This is a genomic window from Pantoea sp. X-Soil-ISGK-285 (genome assembly GCF_059730815.1).
Genome location: NZ_AP035938.1, coordinates 1826400 through 1844055, shown reverse-complemented (window position 1 = coordinate 1844055; position 17656 = coordinate 1826400). Strand labels below are relative to the sequence as shown.

The 17656-nt window shown below is 54.5% G+C and carries 21 protein-coding genes and 1 other annotated feature; of the genes, 12 read left to right on the top strand and 9 right to left on the bottom strand.

Annotated elements, in window-relative coordinates; translation table 11 throughout:
• Positions 1 to 45: 45 nt before the first annotated feature.
• Positions 46 to 171 (bottom strand) — a sequence feature (Phe leader region).
• The 6 genes from pheM to AC6I8B_RS08770 all read right to left on the bottom strand — a co-directional run bounded on the left by pheM (position 122) and on the right by AC6I8B_RS08770 (position 4476).
• Positions 122 to 166 (bottom strand): pheST operon leader peptide PheM, encoded by a 45-nt coding sequence (gene pheM / locus AC6I8B_RS08795; protein WP_106120997.1) that lies wholly within the window; start codon positions 164 to 166, stop codon positions 122 to 124. It overlaps the preceding feature by 45 nt.
• A 117-nt stretch (positions 172 to 288) precedes the next feature.
• Positions 289 to 645, bottom strand: a complete 357-nt coding sequence (gene rplT / locus AC6I8B_RS08790) for a 50S ribosomal protein L20 (protein WP_003853267.1) — start codon at positions 643 to 645, stop codon at positions 289 to 291.
• Between the two features lie 42 nt (positions 646 to 687).
• Positions 688 to 885, bottom strand: a complete 198-nt coding sequence (gene rpmI, locus AC6I8B_RS08785) for a 50S ribosomal protein L35 (protein ID WP_010245683.1) — start codon at positions 883 to 885, stop codon at positions 688 to 690.
• A gap of 99 nt (positions 886 to 984) precedes the next feature.
• A complete protein-coding gene (gene infC, locus AC6I8B_RS08780) occupies positions 985 to 1536 on the bottom strand; it encodes a translation initiation factor IF-3 (protein WP_029519030.1) in 552 nt (183 codons plus the stop codon).
• A gap of 3 nt (positions 1537 to 1539) precedes the next feature.
• Entirely contained in the window at positions 1540 to 3468 is a 1929-nt protein-coding gene (gene thrS, locus AC6I8B_RS08775) for a threonine--tRNA ligase (protein WP_010245687.1), read from the bottom strand.
• 246 nt (positions 3469 to 3714) lie between these two features.
• Entirely contained in the window at positions 3715 to 4476 is a 762-nt protein-coding gene (locus tag AC6I8B_RS08770) for a DUF481 domain-containing protein (protein ID WP_010245689.1), read from the bottom strand.
• A 350-nt stretch (positions 4477 to 4826) separates the two neighbouring features.
• Here AC6I8B_RS08770 and ghoS point away from each other — a divergent pair, with 350 nt between their 5' ends.
• A complete protein-coding gene (gene ghoS, locus AC6I8B_RS08765; RefSeq protein WP_010245691.1) occupies positions 4827 to 5144 on the top strand; it encodes a type V toxin-antitoxin system endoribonuclease antitoxin GhoS in 318 nt (105 codons plus the stop codon).
• 78 nt (positions 5145 to 5222) lie between these two features.
• Entirely contained in the window at positions 5223 to 6116 is an 894-nt protein-coding gene (locus AC6I8B_RS08760) for a fructosamine kinase family protein (RefSeq protein ID WP_010670024.1), read from the top strand.
• 12 nt (positions 6117 to 6128) lie between these two features.
• On the opposite strand, the gene AC6I8B_RS08755 is transcribed toward AC6I8B_RS08760, so the two are convergent.
• The gene (locus AC6I8B_RS08755) at positions 6129 to 6665 is read right to left on the bottom strand and encodes a YniB family protein (RefSeq protein WP_010245694.1); all 537 of its coding nucleotides are present in this window, start codon (positions 6663 to 6665) and stop codon (positions 6129 to 6131) included.
• Positions 6666 to 6811: 146 nt separating this feature from the next.
• Here AC6I8B_RS08755 and hxpB point away from each other — a divergent pair, with 146 nt between their 5' ends.
• From hxpB to AC6I8B_RS08725, 6 genes are all read left to right on the top strand, one after another.
• A complete protein-coding gene (hxpB, locus tag AC6I8B_RS08750; protein WP_157351989.1) occupies positions 6812 to 7480 on the top strand; it encodes a hexitol phosphatase HxpB in 669 nt (222 codons plus the stop codon).
• Between the two features lie 173 nt (positions 7481 to 7653).
• On the top strand, positions 7654 to 8490 hold the full coding sequence (gene kduI, locus AC6I8B_RS08745) for a 5-dehydro-4-deoxy-D-glucuronate isomerase (protein ID WP_010245701.1): 837 nt from the start codon (positions 7654 to 7656) through the stop codon (positions 8488 to 8490).
• Positions 8491 to 8506: 16 nt separating this feature from the next.
• Positions 8507 to 9268: a 2-dehydro-3-deoxy-D-gluconate 5-dehydrogenase KduD gene (gene kduD / locus AC6I8B_RS08740; RefSeq protein WP_010245706.1), complete on the top strand. Its 762-nt coding sequence runs from the start codon at positions 8507 to 8509 to the stop codon at positions 9266 to 9268.
• Between the two features lie 140 nt (positions 9269 to 9408).
• Positions 9409 to 9999 (top strand): metal-dependent hydrolase, encoded by a 591-nt coding sequence (locus AC6I8B_RS08735; protein WP_010245708.1) that lies wholly within the window; start codon positions 9409 to 9411, stop codon positions 9997 to 9999.
• Between the two features lie 151 nt (positions 10000 to 10150).
• Entirely contained in the window at positions 10151 to 11542 is a 1392-nt protein-coding gene (locus AC6I8B_RS08730; protein ID WP_010245712.1) for an L-cystine transporter, read from the top strand.
• Positions 11543 to 11730: 188 nt separating this feature from the next.
• Positions 11731 to 12123, top strand: coding sequence for a DUF6515 family protein (locus tag AC6I8B_RS08725; RefSeq protein ID WP_157351986.1), 393 nt, complete (start codon positions 11731 to 11733; stop codon positions 12121 to 12123).
• Positions 12124 to 12189: 66 nt separating this feature from the next.
• Here the strand turns inward: AC6I8B_RS08725 and osmE are convergent, their stop codons facing one another.
• Positions 12190 to 12525: an osmotically-inducible lipoprotein OsmE gene (osmE, locus tag AC6I8B_RS08720; RefSeq protein WP_010245718.1), complete on the bottom strand. Its 336-nt coding sequence runs from the start codon at positions 12523 to 12525 to the stop codon at positions 12190 to 12192.
• A 302-nt stretch (positions 12526 to 12827) separates the two neighbouring features.
• Between osmE and AC6I8B_RS08715 the strand changes: the two genes are divergently transcribed.
• From AC6I8B_RS08715 to cho, 4 genes are all read left to right on the top strand, one after another.
• Complete coding sequence (locus tag AC6I8B_RS08715) at positions 12828 to 14030, top strand: multidrug effflux MFS transporter (RefSeq protein WP_033757466.1); 1203 nt, start codon at positions 12828 to 12830, stop codon at positions 14028 to 14030.
• A 118-nt stretch (positions 14031 to 14148) separates the two neighbouring features.
• On the top strand, positions 14149 to 14973 hold the full coding sequence (gene nadE, locus AC6I8B_RS08710; RefSeq protein ID WP_010670018.1) for an NAD(+) synthase: 825 nt from the start codon (positions 14149 to 14151) through the stop codon (positions 14971 to 14973).
• A gap of 60 nt (positions 14974 to 15033) precedes the next feature.
• On the top strand, positions 15034 to 15924 hold the full coding sequence (yddG, locus tag AC6I8B_RS08705) for an aromatic amino acid DMT transporter YddG (RefSeq protein WP_061704022.1): 891 nt from the start codon (positions 15034 to 15036) through the stop codon (positions 15922 to 15924).
• A gap of 67 nt (positions 15925 to 15991) precedes the next feature.
• Complete coding sequence (cho, locus tag AC6I8B_RS08700) at positions 15992 to 16852, top strand: excinuclease Cho (RefSeq protein ID WP_010245728.1); 861 nt, start codon at positions 15992 to 15994, stop codon at positions 16850 to 16852.
• Between the two features lie 73 nt (positions 16853 to 16925).
• Here the strand turns inward: cho and spy are convergent, their stop codons facing one another.
• On the bottom strand, positions 16926 to 17420 hold the full coding sequence (gene spy / locus AC6I8B_RS08695; RefSeq protein ID WP_010245731.1) for an ATP-independent periplasmic protein-refolding chaperone Spy: 495 nt from the start codon (positions 17418 to 17420) through the stop codon (positions 16926 to 16928).
• Between the last annotated feature and the right edge of the window lie 236 nt (positions 17421 to 17656).

Here is a 17656-nt window from a genome sequence, read left to right as displayed (position 1 = left end):
GTCAGTTCTCGTTGGGACCTGCCGGTCCAATATGCTAGCGCCAGAAACAAAAAAGCCTCCACGAGGGAGGCTTTTAGCGCGATTTTTCGTTTCTTTTCTTATGCGCAAAAGCCCCTGGATGTCAGGCGCTAAAGTAAAAAAAGAAACGGAAAATAGCAGCGTTCATGCTTGCGGTTACCTTGTCATGCGATACAGGGGGTCTATTGAAATGCTCAGCGACGAAAATGTCAATCTTTTGCGTAAGTTACAGGCAATAAAAAAGGGAGCAAGCTCCCTTTTCCATCTGACTTACGCCAGGGCTGATTTCGCTTTTTCGACCAGTGCAGAGAATGCCACTTTATCGAATACCGCGATGTCGGCCAGGATCTTACGGTCAATCTCAATGGCTGCTTTTTTCAGACCATTGATGAAACGGCTGTAAGACATGCCGTTCTGACGAGCCGCTGCGTTGATACGCGCGATCCACAGCTGACGGAACTGACGCTTACGTTGACGACGGTCACGGTAAGCATACTGACCAGCTTTGATAACAGCCTGGAAGGCAACGCGGTAAACACGTGAACGTGCACCGTAATAGCCTTTAGCTTGTTTTAAGATTTTTTTGTGACGTGCGCGAGCAACTACACCACGTTTTACACGAGCCATTTAGCTCTCCTGTTTAATATTCTGATTTAATGAAAAAATTACTTATGCGTACGGCAGGCAGGCAATTACCAGACCCAGATCGCCTTTTGACACCATGCCTTTAGGGCGCAGGTGACGTTTACGCTTAGTAGATTTTTTGGTCAGAATATGACGCAGGTTTGCGTGTTTACGCTTGAAGCCGCCAGAAGCGGTCTTGCGGAAGCGCTTAGCCGCACCACGTACAGTTTTAATCTTTGGCATTTTAAAAATATCCACTTCGCATTGTTAATAACATGACCCAGACAGGCGAACAGTTAACCGCACAGCGCGAACGCTGCGCGGTTAGTGTTACTTGAAAGCCTACTGTTTCTTCTTAGGAGCGAGCACCATGATCATCTGGCGGCCTTCGATCTTCGAAGGGAAGGATTCGACAATGGCCAAATCCAGATCTTCACACAGGTCTTTACGGACGCGGTTAAGCACTTCCATACCGATCTGCTGGTGCGCCATCTCACGACCGCGGAAACGCAGCGTGATTTTGGCTTTATCGCCTTCTTCCAGAAAGCGAATCAGGTTGCGTAGTTTGACCTGATAGTCGCCATCATCGGTTCCAGGACGGAATTTGATTTCCTTAACCTGAATAACTTTTTGCTTCTTCTTCTGTTCCTTAGAAGATTTGCTTTTTTCATAGAGGAACTTGCCGTAATCCATGATGCGGCAGACCGGCGGTTCGGCATTCGGGCTGATTTCGACTAAGTCGCCGCCCGCTTCCTCGGCTTTTTCCAAAGCTTCGCGTAATGTGACAATGCCAATCGGCTCGCCATCCATGCCTGTTAAGCGCACTTCAGTTGCGCGGATTTCACTGTTGATTTTGTTCGGACGCGTCGGTAGTACTCGTTTTCCGCCTTTAATACTTTATTCCTCCAATTGTTGAAGATTTCGGCTGCGAATCTCTTGTTGAAGTTTCTCAACAAACACATCGACATCCATCGACCCAAGGTCTTTACCACGGCGGGTGCGAACGGCAACTTTGCCAGATTCCACCTCTTTATCACCGCAGACCAACATATAAGGGACGCGACGTAATGTGTGCTCGCGGATTTTAAAGCCTATCTTCTCATTTCTCAAGTCTGCCTTCACACGAATGCCAGCATTCTGCAGCTTACGCGTCAAAGACTCAACATATTCTGCTTGTCCGTCGGTAATATTCATTACCACGACTTGCAGCGGTGCCAGCCAGGTTGGGAAGAAACCGGCGAATTCTTCGGTCAGAATACCGATGAAACGCTCCATTGACCCCAGAATCGCACGGTGAATCATCACTGGCGTCTGACGATCATTGTTTTCACCCACGTAGGTTGCTTCAAGGCGTTTTGGCAGGGAGAAGTCTAGCTGAACTGTTCCGCACTGCCAGGCGCGATCAAGACAATCGTACAAAGTAAACTCAATTTTAGGACCGTAGAACGCGCCTTCGCCTGGCTGGAACTCAAACTCAATATTGTTTTCGTTCAGCGCCGCAGCCAGATCTTCCTCGGCACGATCCCACATCTCATCCGTACCGATGCGCTTCTCAGGACGGGTGGATAACTTCACCACAATCTTTTCAAAACCGAAGGTGCTGTACATGTCATAAACCATGCGGATACAGCTGTTCACTTCGTCACGCACCTGCTCTTCAGTACAGAAGACGTGTGCATCATCCTGGGTAAAGCCACGAACACGCATCAGGCCGTGCAGTGCGCCTGAGGGTTCATTACGGTGACAGCTGCCGAACTCTGCCATACGCAGCGGCAGGTCACGGTAGGATTTCAGACCCTGATTAAAGATCTGAACATGCCCAGGACAGTTCATCGGTTTGATGCAATATTCACGGTTCTCAGATGAGGTGGTGAACATTGCTTCTTTATAGTTTTCCCAGTGCCCGGTTTTTTCCCACAGGACGCGATCCATCATGAATGGACCTTTAACTTCCTGGTACTGGTACTCTTTTAACTTGCTGCGGACAAACACTTCCAGCTCGCGGAAGATGGTCCAGCCGTCATTATGCCAGAAGACCATGCCTGGTGCTTCTTCCTGCATGTGGTAGAGATCCAGCTGCTTACCAATCTTACGATGGTCACGCTTCGCCGCCTCTTCCAGACGCTGCAGATAGGCTGCCAGCTGCTTTTTGTCTGCCCATGCGGTGCCATAAATACGCTGCAGCATTTTGTTGTTGCTGTCGCCGCGCCAGTAGGCACCGGAGATCTTCTGCAGTTTAAAATGATGGCAGAACCGCATGTTCGGCACGTGCGGACCGCGGCACATGTCGACATATTCTTCGTGATGATACAGGCCAGGCTTATCGTCATGGCTGATGTTTTCATCAAGAATGGTGGTCTTGTAAATTTCGCCGCGCGCCGCAAAGACGTCGCGAGCTTCCTGCCAGCTGACCTTCTTCTTCACCACATCGTAGTTGGTTTCAGCCAACTGATGCATGCGTTTTTCCAGCAGGTCGATATCTTCCTGGGTCAGGGTACGATCGATGTCGACATCATAATAGAAGCCGTTATCAATGACCGGGCCAATCGCCATTTTGGTATCCGGCCACAGCTGTTTAATCGCATGCCCTAACAGGTGCGCACAGGAGTGACGGATGATTTCCAGACCCGCTTCATCTTTAGCGGTAATGATCGCTACGGCGGCATCTTCAGTGATGGGATCAACAGCATCAACCAGTTCACCGTTAACACGGCCAGCGATACAGGCTTTCGCCAGACCAGGACCGATGTCCAGCGCAATATCCATCACACTGACAGGGCGGTCAAACACGCGCTGGCTGCCATCAGGAAGCGTAATTACAGGCATTTCATATCCTTATTTGCAGTGGTAAGCCACACGAAAGCCTACATGCAACGTAATGTAAAATTAGTGACCTGGCGTGATATCAGACCCACATTGTCGGAATGTCGCCAGGATTTCAGTGCGGGGCTGATGATAGCAGTTTTCCCCGGCGAGAAAAACCCATGCCTTTTTCGCTAAGCCCTGGAGAAATCAAAAAAAAGCGGCCTGACACACTGTCAGGCCGCTGTGAATGCTGCTGCAAAAATGCGCTTACATAGCGTAAGAGAGCATGATTGAGGTTTTGGTATCGGTGCGATCAGGCGCAGATTCCGCCGGATTGTTGTTCCAGCTGACGTTGTAAGCCAGCTTCAGCGCGAAGTGGCTATTGATCGCCACCTGCAGACCAGTTTCGGAGTTCACCGTGGTGTCTTCTCCAAAGCTGCTCAGCACTGACACGCCCTGAATAAATTTAGTGGTGTCGGTCAGCTGCCACTGATAGCTGACTGCGCCATAGCCCAGCGCTTTGGTCTGATGACCACCCGCGTGATAATCGTCATAACGTACACCCGGACCCAATTCCGCACGCAGCGAGTGCACCGGTCCATTCAGAATCTGACGACCGTAACCGGCTGTCAGCACGTCGCGTGAATCGTAACCATTGAAACGATCGCTTAACCAGCTCGCCTGTCCAAACAGGTAGTCATACGAGTTGAGGTTGTAACGTGAACGACCACCGATGTTGTAAGTTTCAGAAGAGCGCTCATCGTTTGACGAGGTGTTGGCTGCGTTACCCCACAAGCTGTAAGCCATAGATGACTGATACCAGGTCATATTGGTCTGAGCCGTCATTGATGAACTGGTGGTGTTACCGGTTTGCGCCAGATATCCCGCAGCAGCAGAACCTTCAAACGGCTTTTTAGCTGTTGAAGGGTCATCCATTGACGTAAATACGGCGTTATCGGCCATTGCCTGGTGACAAAAAGCTCCGGCGGAGAGCAAAAGAACAGCAGACAGCTTGTTATAGGCTTTCATTAAATGTGATCCGTGCGACTGTTTAAAAAACGGAGAGTCTGAAGCGTTTTGCCGGGCATTCAATGCAATTTACGGTAAGTTTTGTAAAAAATTATTAACTTACACAAAATGCCTGGAATCGCCCTGACAACCCCTGTTAATTGGGACTCATCTTATTAACGTGGCGCATTATAGTGCTGCCCAAATGAAAAGCCAGACGCAACGGCAGAAGATTTTTACGTTATGCTGCTGGCTCCTGACACGAATTTACGCTATGCATCACGTCACACACGCAGCATCTCCTTCATAATTCGCCTGATTTTTCACCATGGTCTACGCTCAGTTCAGTTTCCCTTCCCCGGAGGTGCCTCATGAGCAACACCTTAACCCGCTATATCGTGACCTTTCACTATCAGGAGTCGGGCTTAAGTGACATCCTGGAACTGACCAGCGCAATGACCGCCGCAGGTTTCACGACCACGATGACAGATGACGACGGCCATCCGCATGAACTCGGTACGAACAGCTATGGCATCGTCAGCACGCTGGAGGCTGAGGATCTGCGGCAGCAGGTCACTGCGGCCGGTGAAAGCGCGCTGGGTCAGGAACCCGAGGTGACCGTCACGACCTTCGAAGAGTATCTGCGCGATGCTGCCGATCATCGCCCTGCCACCTCAGCGCCAGAATAAAGGGTGCAATTGCGCGGTTTTTGGTGAATATTTACGCAATACAATCGAACTTACGCAGCGAATAACGAGGATAGCCCAATGTGGTCAGCCATTAGTCGTCTGTTAAGCGAGCAGTTAGGCAACGCCGAAATCACTCAACGTCACGCCCTCGCGGGGGGTGATATCCATCCCACCTGGCAGATCCGCTACGGTGATCACGACGTCTTCGTCAAAAGTAACAGCCGCGATATGCTGTCGCTCTTTACCTGGGAAGCAGACCAGCTGGATTTGCTGGCGCGCACCGGCACGGTTCGGGTGCCTAAAGTCTATGGTGTGGGTCATCATCGCGAGGAGAGCTTTCTGCTGCTGGAATATATCAGGCCACAGCCGCTTGATGAGCAGAGTGCATATCAGCTCGGTCAGCAACTGGCGCATCTGCATCAGTGGAGCGAGCAGACGCAGTTCGGCCTCGATTTCGACAATAACATCACCACGACGCCCCAACCCAATAGCTGGCTGCGACGCTGGTCGGTTTTTTTTGCTGAACAGCGCATTGGCTGGCAGCTGCAACTGGCAGCGGAAAAGGGAATTCAGTACGGGGATACAGAGCTGATCGTTGCCTGCGTGCAGCGGGTGCTCGCGTCACATCATCCGCAACCGTCGCTGCTGCATGGCGACCTCTGGCCGGCTAACTGCGCCAGCAGTGAGAGTGGCCCCTGGCTGTTCGACCCTGCCTGCTACTGGGGCGACCGTGAGTGCGATTTAGCCATGCTGAGCTGGTACCCTGACCTGCCTCGCCAGATTTACGACGGTTATCAATCGGTGTGGCCGCTACCGGATGGTTTTTCGCAGCGTCTGCCGGTCTACCAGCTCTATTATCTGCTCAACCGGGCTAACGTCTTTGGCGGACACTGGCCAGGCGATGCACAGTTCGCCATTGGCCAGTTGCTGGATGAGGATGCGCTGGGCGCCAGTCAGGCCAGACCGGCCTGACAAAGCTCGCGGTCAGATAAAGCCCAGCAGCGACAGCGCAAAATAACCGGCTATCGCAATCACCACCGGCAGGACATAGAGCGGGAAGATCTGCAGGAAGATGGTGTGGCGAGGTACGCGCACCTTCTCTTCCAGTTGCTGACGGCTACGCCCTTCACTGCCTTTTGCCTGCTCCAGAATCATCTGATCCTCAATGCCTTCTTTGACGTGACGCGCCTGACGTCCCATCCGCGCGCCTGACGACTCCAGCGCCAGCCCGACAAAAATCAGAATATAGATCAGCCAGAAACCCAGGTTCATCTGACCGTTAAATTCCGGTACCGGCGAGTTATGCCAGAAGACATTCAGGAATGGCGTATTAAAGCGCAGCATATCGACAATGACGTGGACGAAATCGAGCATGACGGCATCAATGCCTGGCTGCTTTTCGCTGTGCTTAAACATAAAGCTCAATACAGAAATAATGGTCGACAGCAGCGCCACTAAAAAGAGCACCCAGCCTGCCACTCGCTTGAGGATGGCGATACGGCCAGCCTGTTGATAGGTCATAATATCTCCTGAACCCGGAATCCAATTTGCCGTCAGTTTACCTGCCAACGGTGAAATTTCCCAAATAAAGCGTGGCCTGTCGGGCAGAGCGTGCGCCAGCAAAGAATGATGTTAAGGTAAAGCTGACTTTAAAAGGAGACCCCCTGATGCCTTATCACCGCCCTGTCCTTGCTGCCCTGTTTGATATGGATGGCTTACTGATCGATTCTGAGCCTCTGTGGGATCAGGCTGAGCTGGATATCTTTTCAACGCTGGATGTTGACCTGTCACGTCGCAGTGAAATGCCCGATACCCTGGGTCTGCGCATCGATCAGACTGTACGGATGTGGTACGAAACGCTGCCCTGGCATGGCCCCTCTCAGCAGGAGGTCACTGAGCGGATTATTACGCGCGCCATGACGCTGGTGGATCAGACGCGGCCACTGCTGCCGGGCGTGGAAACGGCGCTGCAACTGTGCCGGGAACAGGGGCTGAAAATCGGCCTTGCCTCCGCATCACCGCTAAAGATGCTGGAACAGGTGCTGGAGATCTTCAATCTGCGTCCTTATTTCGATGTGCTGGCTTCAGCAGAAGCGCTGCCCTACAGCAAGCCCCATCCCCAGGTCTATCTCAACGCCGCCGCCAGCCTTGCGATCGATCCGCTCAACTGCGTCACGCTGGAAGATTCGTTTAACGGCATGATCGCCACCAAAGCAGCGCGTATGCGATCGATTGTGGTGCCCGCCGCTGAACACCGTGCCGATCCCCGCTGGGCGCTGGCGGATGTCCGGCTGGACAATCTGACCCAGCTTAGCCTGCAGCATCTGCAGGGATAATAACAGCCCGCTTATGGCGGGCTTTTTATTGCCTGTTGCACCTGCCACTTGATCTGACCCGCAAAAAATAAAACAACGTTTCATTTTTATTGAATTCCCATCCCGCTCTGCCTAAGATGCCAAAAGCGTCCCCGTTTGGGGCATGAATAACCTGACCTGCAGAGAGGCCTGAGATGGACGTTCGTCAAAGCATTCACAGCGATCACGCTAAGCAACTCGATACTGAAGCACTGCGCCGCGAGTTCCTGATTGAGAAGATATTTACTGCCGATGATTACACCCTGACCTACAGCCATATCGACCGCATCATTATTGGCGGCGTCATGCCGGTGAATAATCCGGTCACTATCGGTGATGAGATGGGAAAACAGCTGGGCGTCGCTTATTTTCTTGAACGCCGCGAGCTGGGTATGATCAATATTGGCGGCCCGGGTCTGGTAGAAGTTGACGGTAAAGCGTGGGAAATCGGTCACGAAGAGGCACTTTACATCGGCAAAGGTGCGCGCAACCTGCTGTTCCGCAGCCTGAACCCGGCACAGCCGGCCAAATTCTATTACAACAGTGCGCCAGCACACAGCACCTTCCCGGACAAGAAGATCACGCTGCAGGAAGCGGCCACCGCGACGCTGGGTGATGCCGCGACCTCCAATCGCCGCACCATTAACAAATTTATCGTGCCGGATGTGTTGCCCACCTGCCAGCTCACCATGGGCTTAACCAAACTGGATGAAGGCAGCCTGTGGAACACCATGCCCTGCCACACCCACGAACGCCGCATGGAAGTCTATTTCTACTTCGATATGAGCGAAGAGTGCGCCGTCTTCCACATGATGGGGCAACCGCAGCAAACCCGCCATCTGCTGGTACACAACGAGCAGGCGGTGATCTCACCCAGCTGGTCAATTCACGCCGGTGTCGGCACCCAGCGTTACACCTTTATCTGGGGCATGGTGGGTGAGAATCAGGTCTTTGATGACATGGACCACGTCAAAATCAGTGAACTGCGCTGAGCAGAGGAGAAATACCATGGTACTGAGTACGTTTAACCTGGAAGGTAAAGTCGCGCTGGTGACCGGCTGTAACACCGGTTTAGGGCAAGGTATGGCGCTGGGTCTGGCCCAGGCGGGTTGTGATATCGTCGGCGTTAACCGTGATGGCCCGGATGATACCCAAAGTAAAGTGGAGGCGCTGGGTCGCCGGTTCTGGCCGGTGCAGGCCGATCTGATGCAGACCAGCGTGGTGGCCTCAGTGGTTGAACAGGCGCTGGCCGCTGCCGGTAAAATTGACATTCTGGTCAACAATGCCGGCATTATCCGCCGTGAGGACGCACTGAATTTCAGCGAGCAGGACTGGGATGACGTGATGAACCTTAACAGCAAGAGCCTGTTTTTCCTGTCGCAGCAGGTTGCCCGTCAGTTTATCGCGCAGGGTAATGGCGGCAAGATCATCAATATCGCCTCCATGCTCTCCTTCCAGGGCGGTATCCGGGTGCCCTCTTATACAGCGTCGAAAAGTGCCGTGATGGGGCTGACCCGTCTGATGGCGAACGAGTGGGCAAAACATGGCATTAACGTCAATGCCATCGCTCCCGGTTACATGGCCACCAACAATACGGAACAGCTTCGTAATGATGAGTCGCGCAGTGAAGAGATTCTGGGGCGTATTCCGGCAGGCCGCTGGGGCGTGCCGGATGACATGATGGGCCCGGTAGTCTTCCTGGCCTCTTCCGCGTCTGACTACGTGAATGGCTACACCCTGGCGGTGGATGGCGGCTGGCTGGCGCGTTAATCTTACTGGCGGACAGTGTTTCATCGCTGTCCGCCTTGTTAATAATATTCATGCTTCGTTACAGCGTCACATGTTCTCATTTACTGGATAAATCCCTATACTGGATGCATCGACAGTTTTCTTTGCAACCAGGTTCTATCATGACGGGCGAAGGCCACATCATTTTTGCCATTGCCAGCGCTATCTTTGCGAAGCGTGCTGAGCTGACACCGGTGCTGGCGCAGGCCGACTGGTGGCATCTTGTTCCCTCAGCGCTGCTGACATGTCTGTTGCCCGATATCGATCACCCTAAATCTCTGCTGGGACAGCGACTGCGCTGGCTCTCTCATCCTATTGCGCGCGCGTTCGGCCATCGCGGCTTTACCCACAGTTTGCTGGCGATAGCCGCCGGTTTATGGCTTTTTCAGATAAACCTGCCCCAGTCGTCGCCGATACCGCCTGATGTCCTGCAGGGTCTGACGCTGGGCTACCTTAGCCATATTGTGGCCGATATGCTGACGCCTGCCGGGGTTCCGCTGCTGTGGCCCTGCCGCTGGCGCTTCCGGTTGCCGATTCTGCGCAGTCAGAAAGGCAACCAGCTTGAACGGGCATTGTGCCTGGGACTGGTGGGATATGCGCTCTGGTTTCCGGTGGGCATGCCATCTTTTGGTGCAAACGGCTGGCCGTCACAGCTGTTCGATACGCTACAAAATGGCGTCGGACGGTTGATTTCCAGTCATACTGCGCAATAAATCAGCACAAAACGCCTTTAAGTTATAAACCATGCCATTTGGATATAAGGCACCCTCTTCGCCTGCTGTTACCATTCCTGCTGTCTTAATTCGTGATTAACATTATGCGGCCTTTCCAGAGCGAAAGGCCGCATTACTCTGGAGTTTCAGTATGGACCTTCCTCTTACGCTTAATATCGTAGCCTTTGTGGTGCTGCTGGTATTGCTCTCTCGCTTCAGCCGTCAGAACTGGAGCCTGTCGAAAAAAGTGCTGACCGGTCTGGTAATCGGCGTACTGTTCGGCCTGGTTTTGCAGTTGATCTACGGCGAAAACAGCGCAGTGGTCAAAGAGTCTATCAGCTGGTTTAACATCGTCGGTAATGGCTATGTCCAGTTGCTGCAGATGGTCGTAATGCCGCTGGTGTTCGTTTCCATTCTGAGTGCGGTTGCCCGTCTGCATAACGCCTCGTCGCTGGGAAAAATCAGCGTACTGACGATTGGCGTACTGCTGTTTACCACCGCGATCTCGGCGCTGGTCGGCGTCTTCGTGACCGGCCTGTTTGGCCTGAGCGCTGAAGGTCTGGTTCAGGGCGTGCAGGAGACTGCGCGTCTCAGTGCGATCCAGAGCAACTATGTCGGCAAAGTGGCTGACCTGACCGTGCCGCAACTGGTGCTCTCCTTTATCCCGAAAAACCCGTTTGCCGATCTGACCGGAGCCAGTCCGACCTCGATTATCAGCGTCGTCATCTTCGCCGCCTTCCTGGGCGTGGCTGCACTGCAGTTGCTGAAAGATGATGAAGTTAAAGGTCAGCGCGTGCTGGTCGCGATCGATACGCTGCAGTCCTGGGTCATGAAGCTGGTGCGTTTAGTGATGAAGCTGACGCCTTATGGTGTGCTGGCGCTGATGACCAAAGTGGTTGCCGGTTCTAACCTGCAGGACATCATCAAGCTGGGCAGCTTTGTGGTCGCCTCTTACCTCGGTCTGGCCATCATGTTTGGTGTCCACGCCCTGCTGCTGTCGGTAAATGGTATCAACCCGATGCGCTTCTTCCGTAAAGTGTGGCCGGTTATTACCTTCGCCTTTACCAGCCGCTCCAGCGCAGCCAGCATCCCGCTGAGCGTGGAAACCCAGACCCGTCGTCTTGGCGTGCCTGAGTCGATTGCCAGCTTCGCGGCCTCTTTTGGTGCCACTATCGGCCAGAACGGCTGTGCCGGTCTCTATCCAACTATGCTGGCAGTGATGGTTGCGCCAACCGTCGGGATCAACCCGTTTGACCCACTGTGGATTGCGACACTGGTCGGGATCGTAACGCTGAGCTCAGCAGGCGTTGCCGGTGTCGGCGGTGGTGCAACCTTCGCGGCACTGATTGTCCTGCCTGCGATGGGCCTGCCGGTCACCCTGGTGGCGCTGCTGATCTCCATTGAGCCGCTGATCGATATGGGTCGTACAGCCCTGAACGTCAACGGTTCCATGACCGCCGGTTCTCTCACCAGTCGCTGGTTAGGTATGACCGATAAGCGCGTCCTGGAAAGCGACGACAACGCCGAACTGGCGCACCGCTAATCTGCTTTGAACCTGGCGCGCACGCGCCAGGTTATTCCCGCCCTTCTTCTCCATAATCTCCCCCATTAATGGCAACGCCGTTAAGAAAGCGTTAAGCATGGTAAACAGGCGAAAAATCGCCGCTTTAGTGCTTGTCTTTGCCGGGTAAAAAGCGAATTCTGCATCCAGTCTTATGAGGAGAACACCTGATGAAAAAGATAATCGCCTCGCTTCTGACGCTGACGCTTTTGACACCCACTCTGGCTTTCGCTCATCCTGGCGACTGGGGCACGCCGGGTGGATGGGGTCGACATGGCGGCCACGGGCCACACTGGGGCGGACCCGGGCCGGTGCGCTTTTTGCCTGAAGCCGCAACCGCGGTGCTGATAGGCGGACTGACCTATTATCTGCTCAACGGCAATTATTATCAGCGTCACGGCGATGAGTATGTGGTGACAGAGCCGCCTGCAGAGTCGCGGGTCAGCAGTGAAATGCGGGTACTCGACTTTAACGGCAAACGCTTCTATGTGCAGGCTGGCCACTTCTACCAGCGACAGATAGATGGCGATTATGTTGAGGTGCCGCGCCCGGCAGGTTTGTAGTCAGCGCCACAACGAAAAACGGCCCGTCATAATGACGGGCCGTTTGCTATTCAGGGGTGCTATGAGTTACTGCTGAACCTGCGGATCGGTGTCATATTCCGCACAGCTCTGGAAGCCGTAGTTCATGACACGGCCAGTGTCGTTATAGCTCACGAAGTAAGTCTGAGCTTTACCGTCGCGCTGACCCAGTACATAAGTCTGGCAGGTGCCGCGCGCGTGAACCATGGTGATTTCAGTAGAAGGCGTACCGGCGATCTGACGAACCTGATCACGGGTCATACCCTTTTTAACATCCTTTACCACTGGCTTAGTCACGTAGCTTTCCGCACGATCGTAAGTCGTACAACCAGACAGTGCAGCCAGCGTCAGCGCCGCAGCGATACATCCCATCACTTTATTCATCTTGTTGTTCCTCATTTATTGTCCATGTGGAAACAAGCCTGGAACATAAATGCTGATTTATCAAGTTTATGACGAACAATTAGTGGCCTGTCAAATGTCAGGATTTCGTAAAGAAGGCTGTTTTGCTGTCAACGCAGACGTATACTGCCCGGCAAAACAGGCACCCGATAGCGCCCCGTTTTCAGAGACCGCACCGTCATCCGCGCAGACGCAGATCGGCGTGAATGTCGCGTTACCGGACGCTGTTTTTCGCAGCCTTACCCGCTTTCTGTTTACCCCATCGCTGACAATCCCGAGGATAAATGACCCCTGTACACTCCAATCGCCTGGTTTATGCCATTACGCTGGGCCTGCTGGCCGCGCTGGGCCCGCTCTGCATCGACCTCTATCTGCCTGCACTACCACAAATGGCCCAGGACCTGCATACCGAAACCGCTACCGCGCAGCTGAGTCTGACCGCTGGCCTGTTAGGTCTCGGCTTTGGCCAGCTGCTCTTTGGCCCGATGAGCGATAAGTTCGGCCGCCTGCGCCCGCTGACCCTGTCACTGGTGTTGCTGTTTATCGCCTCGATGGGCTGTGCGCTGGCGCAGGATATTAACCAGCTGCTGCTGGCGCGGCTGTTCGAAGGGTTAGCAGGTGCGGGCGGCGCGGTGCTGTCACGGGCGATTGCACGCGATATGTACAGTGGCCATGAGCTGACGCGATTCTTCGCTCTGCTGATGCTGGTCAACGGTCTGGCACCGATCGGCGCACCGGTATTAGGCGGCGTGCTCATGACGATTTTAAACTGGCGCGGCATCTTCATGGTACTGGGCGGCATTGCCATTCTGCTGATCCTGCTGGCGCGCTGGAAGCTGCATGAAACCCTGCCTGAGGCACGCCGCAGTAAAGGATCAATATTCTCCGCCTACGCGGCATTGGGTCAGGTGATTACCCATCGCCCCTTCATGGGCTTCTGCCTGACCCAGGGATTTATGATGTCCGGCATGTTCGCCTACATCGGTGCCTCGCCGTTCGTGCTGCAGCAACTCTATGGTCTTTCCCCCCAGGCCTTTAGCTTCTGCTTTGCGGCCAACGGGTTTGGCCTGGTGATTGCTTCACAGACCAGCGCCCGCCTCTGTCCATTGTGGGGCGAATATCGGGTGCTGAAAGGCGGACTGACGCTGGCCTTTGTCGCCTCCAGTCTGCTGCTGCTGGCCGCGCTGCTGCATGCTCCCTTAGCGCTGCTGCTGGTGGCACTGTTCTTTACCATTGCCAGCAACGGCGTTATCGCTACCACCGCCTCGTCCCTGGCGATGCAGAGTCAGGGCCATCGCGCTGGCAGCGCCTCCGCGGTGATTGGCGTCACGATGTTCACGCTGGGTGCGATTACCGTGCCGATTACCGGCATCGGCGGCACCTCGGTGCTGAGCATGTGCGCCACCATTTTTGGCTGCTTTATGACGGCGATTCTGATGTTTACCGTGCTGGCGAAAAAACCGCTGCCGCAGGTAAAAACTCACTGATTTCGCAACGTTTCACGGCAATCAGTTACCGCTTTGGCTTGTTGTTTTCGCTAAGGCACGTTAGCTTTAATAAAACGTTCGCATCGAGCCGACAGGCCACTGACCTGAGGAGAAGTTCATGTCACTGCAGCAGGAAATTATTGAAGCCCTGGGTGTGAAGCCCACTATCGACGCTGACCAGGAAGTGCGTGTCAGCATCGATTTTCTTAAAGCCTACCTGAAACGCCACAGCGGACTGAAAACGCTGGTGCTGGGGATCAGCGGCGGTCAGGATTCAACCCTGGCGGGCGCGCTGGCGCAGCGGGCGATCACCGAACTGCGTCAGGAGAGCGGTGATAACGACTACACCTTTATTGCCGTGCGTCTGCCCTATGGTGTGCAGGCGGATGAGCAGGATTGTCAGGACGCGCTGGCCTTTATCAAACCCGACCGTTCGCTGGTGGTAAACATCAAAGAGTCGGTGCTGGCCAGTGAGCGCGCGCTGAAAGAGGCGGGTATTACGCTTTCCGATTTTGTCCGCGGCAATGAAAAAGCCCGCGAGCGGATGAAAGCGCAATACAGCATCGCCGGCATGACCAAAGGCGTGGTGGTCGGCACCGATCACGCGGCTGAAGCTGTGACCGGTTTCTTCACCAAGTATGGCGATGGCGGCACGGACATCAATCCCCTGTTCCGCCTGAACAAGCGTCAGGGCAAGCAGTTGCTGAAACACCTTGGCTGCCCGGAGCATCTCTATCTGAAGAAACCGACTGCCGATCTGGAAGATGATCGTCCAGGCCTGCAGGATGAAGTGGCGCTGGGCGTCACCTATGAGATGATTGATGACTACCTGGAAGGCAAAAGCATCAATCCTGACAGCGCCCGTATCATCGAAGGCTGGTATCAGAAAACCGAGCACAAACGTCGTCCGCCGATCACGGTATTCGACGACTTCTGGAAGTAATCCTGCCCCTCCCTTGCCGCGGCAAGGGAGGCTTCTCTCACTGACTTTGTTGATCGCTGCATGCCTGCCACCGTTTCGCGCGCGACCCTCATCGGGCTTGTCGCCATTCTGCTCTGGAGTACGACCGTTGGCCTGCTGCGCAGCGTCAGTGAAGCCTTTGGCGCCACCGGTGGTGCGGCGCTGATCTACACCACCACGGCGTGTCTCCTTTGCCTGACCCGGGGCCTGCCCAGACCCGGCGCGATGCCAGCCATCTACCTGTGGTTGGGCGGCGTACTCTTTGTCGGCTATGAAATCTGTCTGGCACTGGCCATCGGGCTGGCCAGCGATCGCAGCCAGTCGCTGGAGCTGGGGATGATTAACTATCTCTGGCCCTGTCTGACCATCGTGCTGGCGATCCCATTTAATCAGCAGCGTTTCCGTGTCTGGCTGTGGCCAGGACTGCTGCTGTCGCTGCTGGGGATCGTCTGGGTAATGAAAGGCAGCGGCAGCGGATCGCCGGCGCTGTTGTGGCAGAATATGCTGCGCAACCCGGTCGCCTATGCACTGGCCTTTATCGCCGCCCTGACCTGGGCGCTCTACAATAATCTCACCCGCCGCTTTGCCCGTGGTTCCAATGGCGTCACGCTGTTTTTTATCCTGACTGCACTGGCGCTGTGGCTGAAATATGCCTTCAGCGATCACACTGTGCCGATGGCCTTTACGCTGGTGCCGCTGCTGGAGGTGCTGTTTGTCGGGCTCTCCACCGCCATCGCCTATTCCGCCTGGAATCACGGGATTCAGCAGGGCAATCTGACGCTGCTGGCCACCGCCTCCTACTTTACGCCGGTGCTGTCGGCCCTGATGGGATCACTGTGGCTCGGCCTGACGCCGCCGCTGGCCTTCTGGCAGGGCGTGGCGATGATCACGCTCGGCTCGCTGATCTGCTGGCGGGCAACACGGTCTCTGTAACCAGACGGCTGGCGATCATTTCACCTGCCTGTTATGCTGTATGGACAACCAGTAAATGGAGTCCATCTTGGTCAGACGTTCTGCCATACTTCGCCCCGAACCCGACGCGAATGCAATTTATCAATATCCCGAACACCTGCGTGAATGGCTGGAAGGCCTGCCAAATCATCCTGGCGTCTATACCTTTCATGGCGAAAGTGAGTCGCTGCCGCTCTATATCGGTAAAAGTGTGAATCTGCGTTCGCGGGTGATGTCCCATTTCCGCACCCCGGATGAGGCGAAAATGCTACGCCAGTCGCGGCGTGTAAGCTGGATCCCTACCGCGGGCGACCTCGGCGCGCTGCTGCTGGAAGCGCAGATGATCAAAACCCAGCAGCCACTGTTTAATAAGCGACTGCGCAAAAACCGGCAGCTCTGTTCATTGCAGATTACCGACGGCAAACCGAATGTGGTCTACGCAAAAGACCTCGATTTCAGCCAGTCCCCCAACCTGTTTGGGCTCTATCGCAGTCGCTTCGCCGCGCTGGAACGGCTCAAGCAGCTCGCGGATGAGTATCAGCTCTGTCATGGCCTGCTGGGTCTGGAAGCGCTGAGTGCGGGGCGAGGCTGCTTCCGCTCGGCACTGCGCCGTTGCGCCGGGGCCTGCTGTGGTAAAGAGCCGGTCAGCGATCATCAGGATCGACTGCTGGAGGCGCTGGAAAATGTGCGGGTGTTCTGCTGGCCATGGCAGGGTGCCGTGGGGCTGGTGGAGGAAGGCAAAGAGATGACGCAGATCCACGTTATCGACCACTGGTTCTATCTCGGTTCGGTCAGCAGCATGGATGAGGCCAGAAAACTGCAGCGGCCCAAAGGCGGTTTTGATCACGACGGCTACAAAATCCTCTGCCGCCCGATTCTGTCAGGTGCCTACCCTATTCTGCCGCTATAAAAAAACCGCCGACGCTGCCCACTCACCTTCAGTGGACAGCGCCGGCGGTCTCAGACCGTTCGCTTAACGAGTGTTATTCAGCCGGTTCTGCTGGCGGTGCCATTTTGCCCTCGTGCGGGCCTTTCTCAGTCAGACGCTTTTCAAAGTTAGCGTTGTACTGTTTCTTCTGCTCCGGCGTCAGCACGTTATAGAGCTTGTTCTGGGTTTCCAGCATCTTCAGCGCATGCTCTTTGGCATTGGCGGACATCTTCTCTGCCTGTGCTTCTGCTTTGCTCTGGTCGAAGCTGTCAGAGGCAATAATGCTGTGGGCCGCACGACGCTCGTCCAGTGACGGGCGTTTCATATCTTTGTGGCTCTCTTTCATGATGTCGCGCATCTGAGTTTTCTGCGCGTCGGTCAGGTTCAGACCTTTAAACATCATCTCCATGCCGTGGCGCATTGGCGGCTTGTGCATCGCTTTTTCGCTGCCTGCTGGCGGTGGAGTCAGGTTGTCAGCGGCTGCATGGACGGCGCTGGCTGCACCAAACGCCAGCGAGGAAGCCAGTAAAAGGGAAGTCAGTTTGCGCATAATAGTGTCCTTATAATTCATGATAATGACGACAGCACTCTGTCGCGTCTTCGGAAACAAGCATACGACGCTGAACGTCAACTACTCAGAGCCTGAGTAAAGCCGTGAAAGCATAAAAGATAAAAATCGGGCAATCATGAAGAGAATAAGAAGAAAGGCGTGAGGAATTGAAAATGTTTATGAATTTAAAGCGAATTTGGCAGAAATCATGGAGGAGTGTAAGGGTTACGACAGGA

What these genes read in the sequence shown, in the direction of transcription:
- AC6I8B_RS08735 (WP_010245708.1), top strand. Translation starts at nt 9,409, where the DNA reads ATGACGGGCGAAGGCCACATCATTTTTGCCATTGCCAGCGCTATCTTT.
- rpmI (WP_010245683.1), bottom strand. Translation starts at nt 885, where the DNA reads ATGCCAAAGATTAAAACTGTACGTGGTGCGGCTAAGCGCTTCCGCAAG.
- kduD (WP_010245706.1), top strand. Translation starts at nt 8,507, where the DNA reads ATGGTACTGAGTACGTTTAACCTGGAAGGTAAAGTCGCGCTGGTGACC.
- nadE (WP_010670018.1), top strand. Translation starts at nt 14,149, where the DNA reads ATGTCACTGCAGCAGGAAATTATTGAAGCCCTGGGTGTGAAGCCCACT.
- rplT (WP_003853267.1), bottom strand. Translation starts at nt 645, where the DNA reads ATGGCTCGTGTAAAACGTGGTGTAGTTGCTCGCGCACGTCACAAAAAA.
- AC6I8B_RS08725 (WP_157351986.1), top strand. Translation starts at nt 11,731, where the DNA reads ATGAAAAAGATAATCGCCTCGCTTCTGACGCTGACGCTTTTGACACCC.
- AC6I8B_RS08770 (WP_010245689.1), bottom strand. Translation starts at nt 4,476, where the DNA reads ATGAAAGCCTATAACAAGCTGTCTGCTGTTCTTTTGCTCTCCGCCGGA.
- spy (WP_010245731.1), bottom strand. Translation starts at nt 17,420, where the DNA reads ATGCGCAAACTGACTTCCCTTTTACTGGCTTCCTCGCTGGCGTTTGGT.
- thrS (WP_010245687.1), bottom strand. Translation starts at nt 3,468, where the DNA reads ATGCCTGTAATTACGCTTCCTGATGGCAGCCAGCGCGTGTTTGACCGC.
- yddG (WP_061704022.1), top strand. Translation starts at nt 15,034, where the DNA reads ATGCCTGCCACCGTTTCGCGCGCGACCCTCATCGGGCTTGTCGCCATT.
- ghoS (WP_010245691.1), top strand. Translation starts at nt 4,827, where the DNA reads ATGAGCAACACCTTAACCCGCTATATCGTGACCTTTCACTATCAGGAG.
- AC6I8B_RS08755 (WP_010245694.1), bottom strand. Translation starts at nt 6,665, where the DNA reads ATGACCTATCAACAGGCTGGCCGTATCGCCATCCTCAAGCGAGTGGCA.
- osmE (WP_010245718.1), bottom strand. Translation starts at nt 12,525, where the DNA reads ATGAATAAAGTGATGGGATGTATCGCTGCGGCGCTGACGCTGGCTGCA.
- AC6I8B_RS08730 (WP_010245712.1), top strand. Translation starts at nt 10,151, where the DNA reads ATGGACCTTCCTCTTACGCTTAATATCGTAGCCTTTGTGGTGCTGCTG.
- hxpB (WP_157351989.1), top strand. Translation starts at nt 6,812, where the DNA reads ATGCCTTATCACCGCCCTGTCCTTGCTGCCCTGTTTGATATGGATGGC.
- AC6I8B_RS08715 (WP_033757466.1), top strand. Translation starts at nt 12,828, where the DNA reads ATGACCCCTGTACACTCCAATCGCCTGGTTTATGCCATTACGCTGGGC.
- kduI (WP_010245701.1), top strand. Translation starts at nt 7,654, where the DNA reads ATGGACGTTCGTCAAAGCATTCACAGCGATCACGCTAAGCAACTCGAT.
- AC6I8B_RS08760 (WP_010670024.1), top strand. Translation starts at nt 5,223, where the DNA reads ATGTGGTCAGCCATTAGTCGTCTGTTAAGCGAGCAGTTAGGCAACGCC.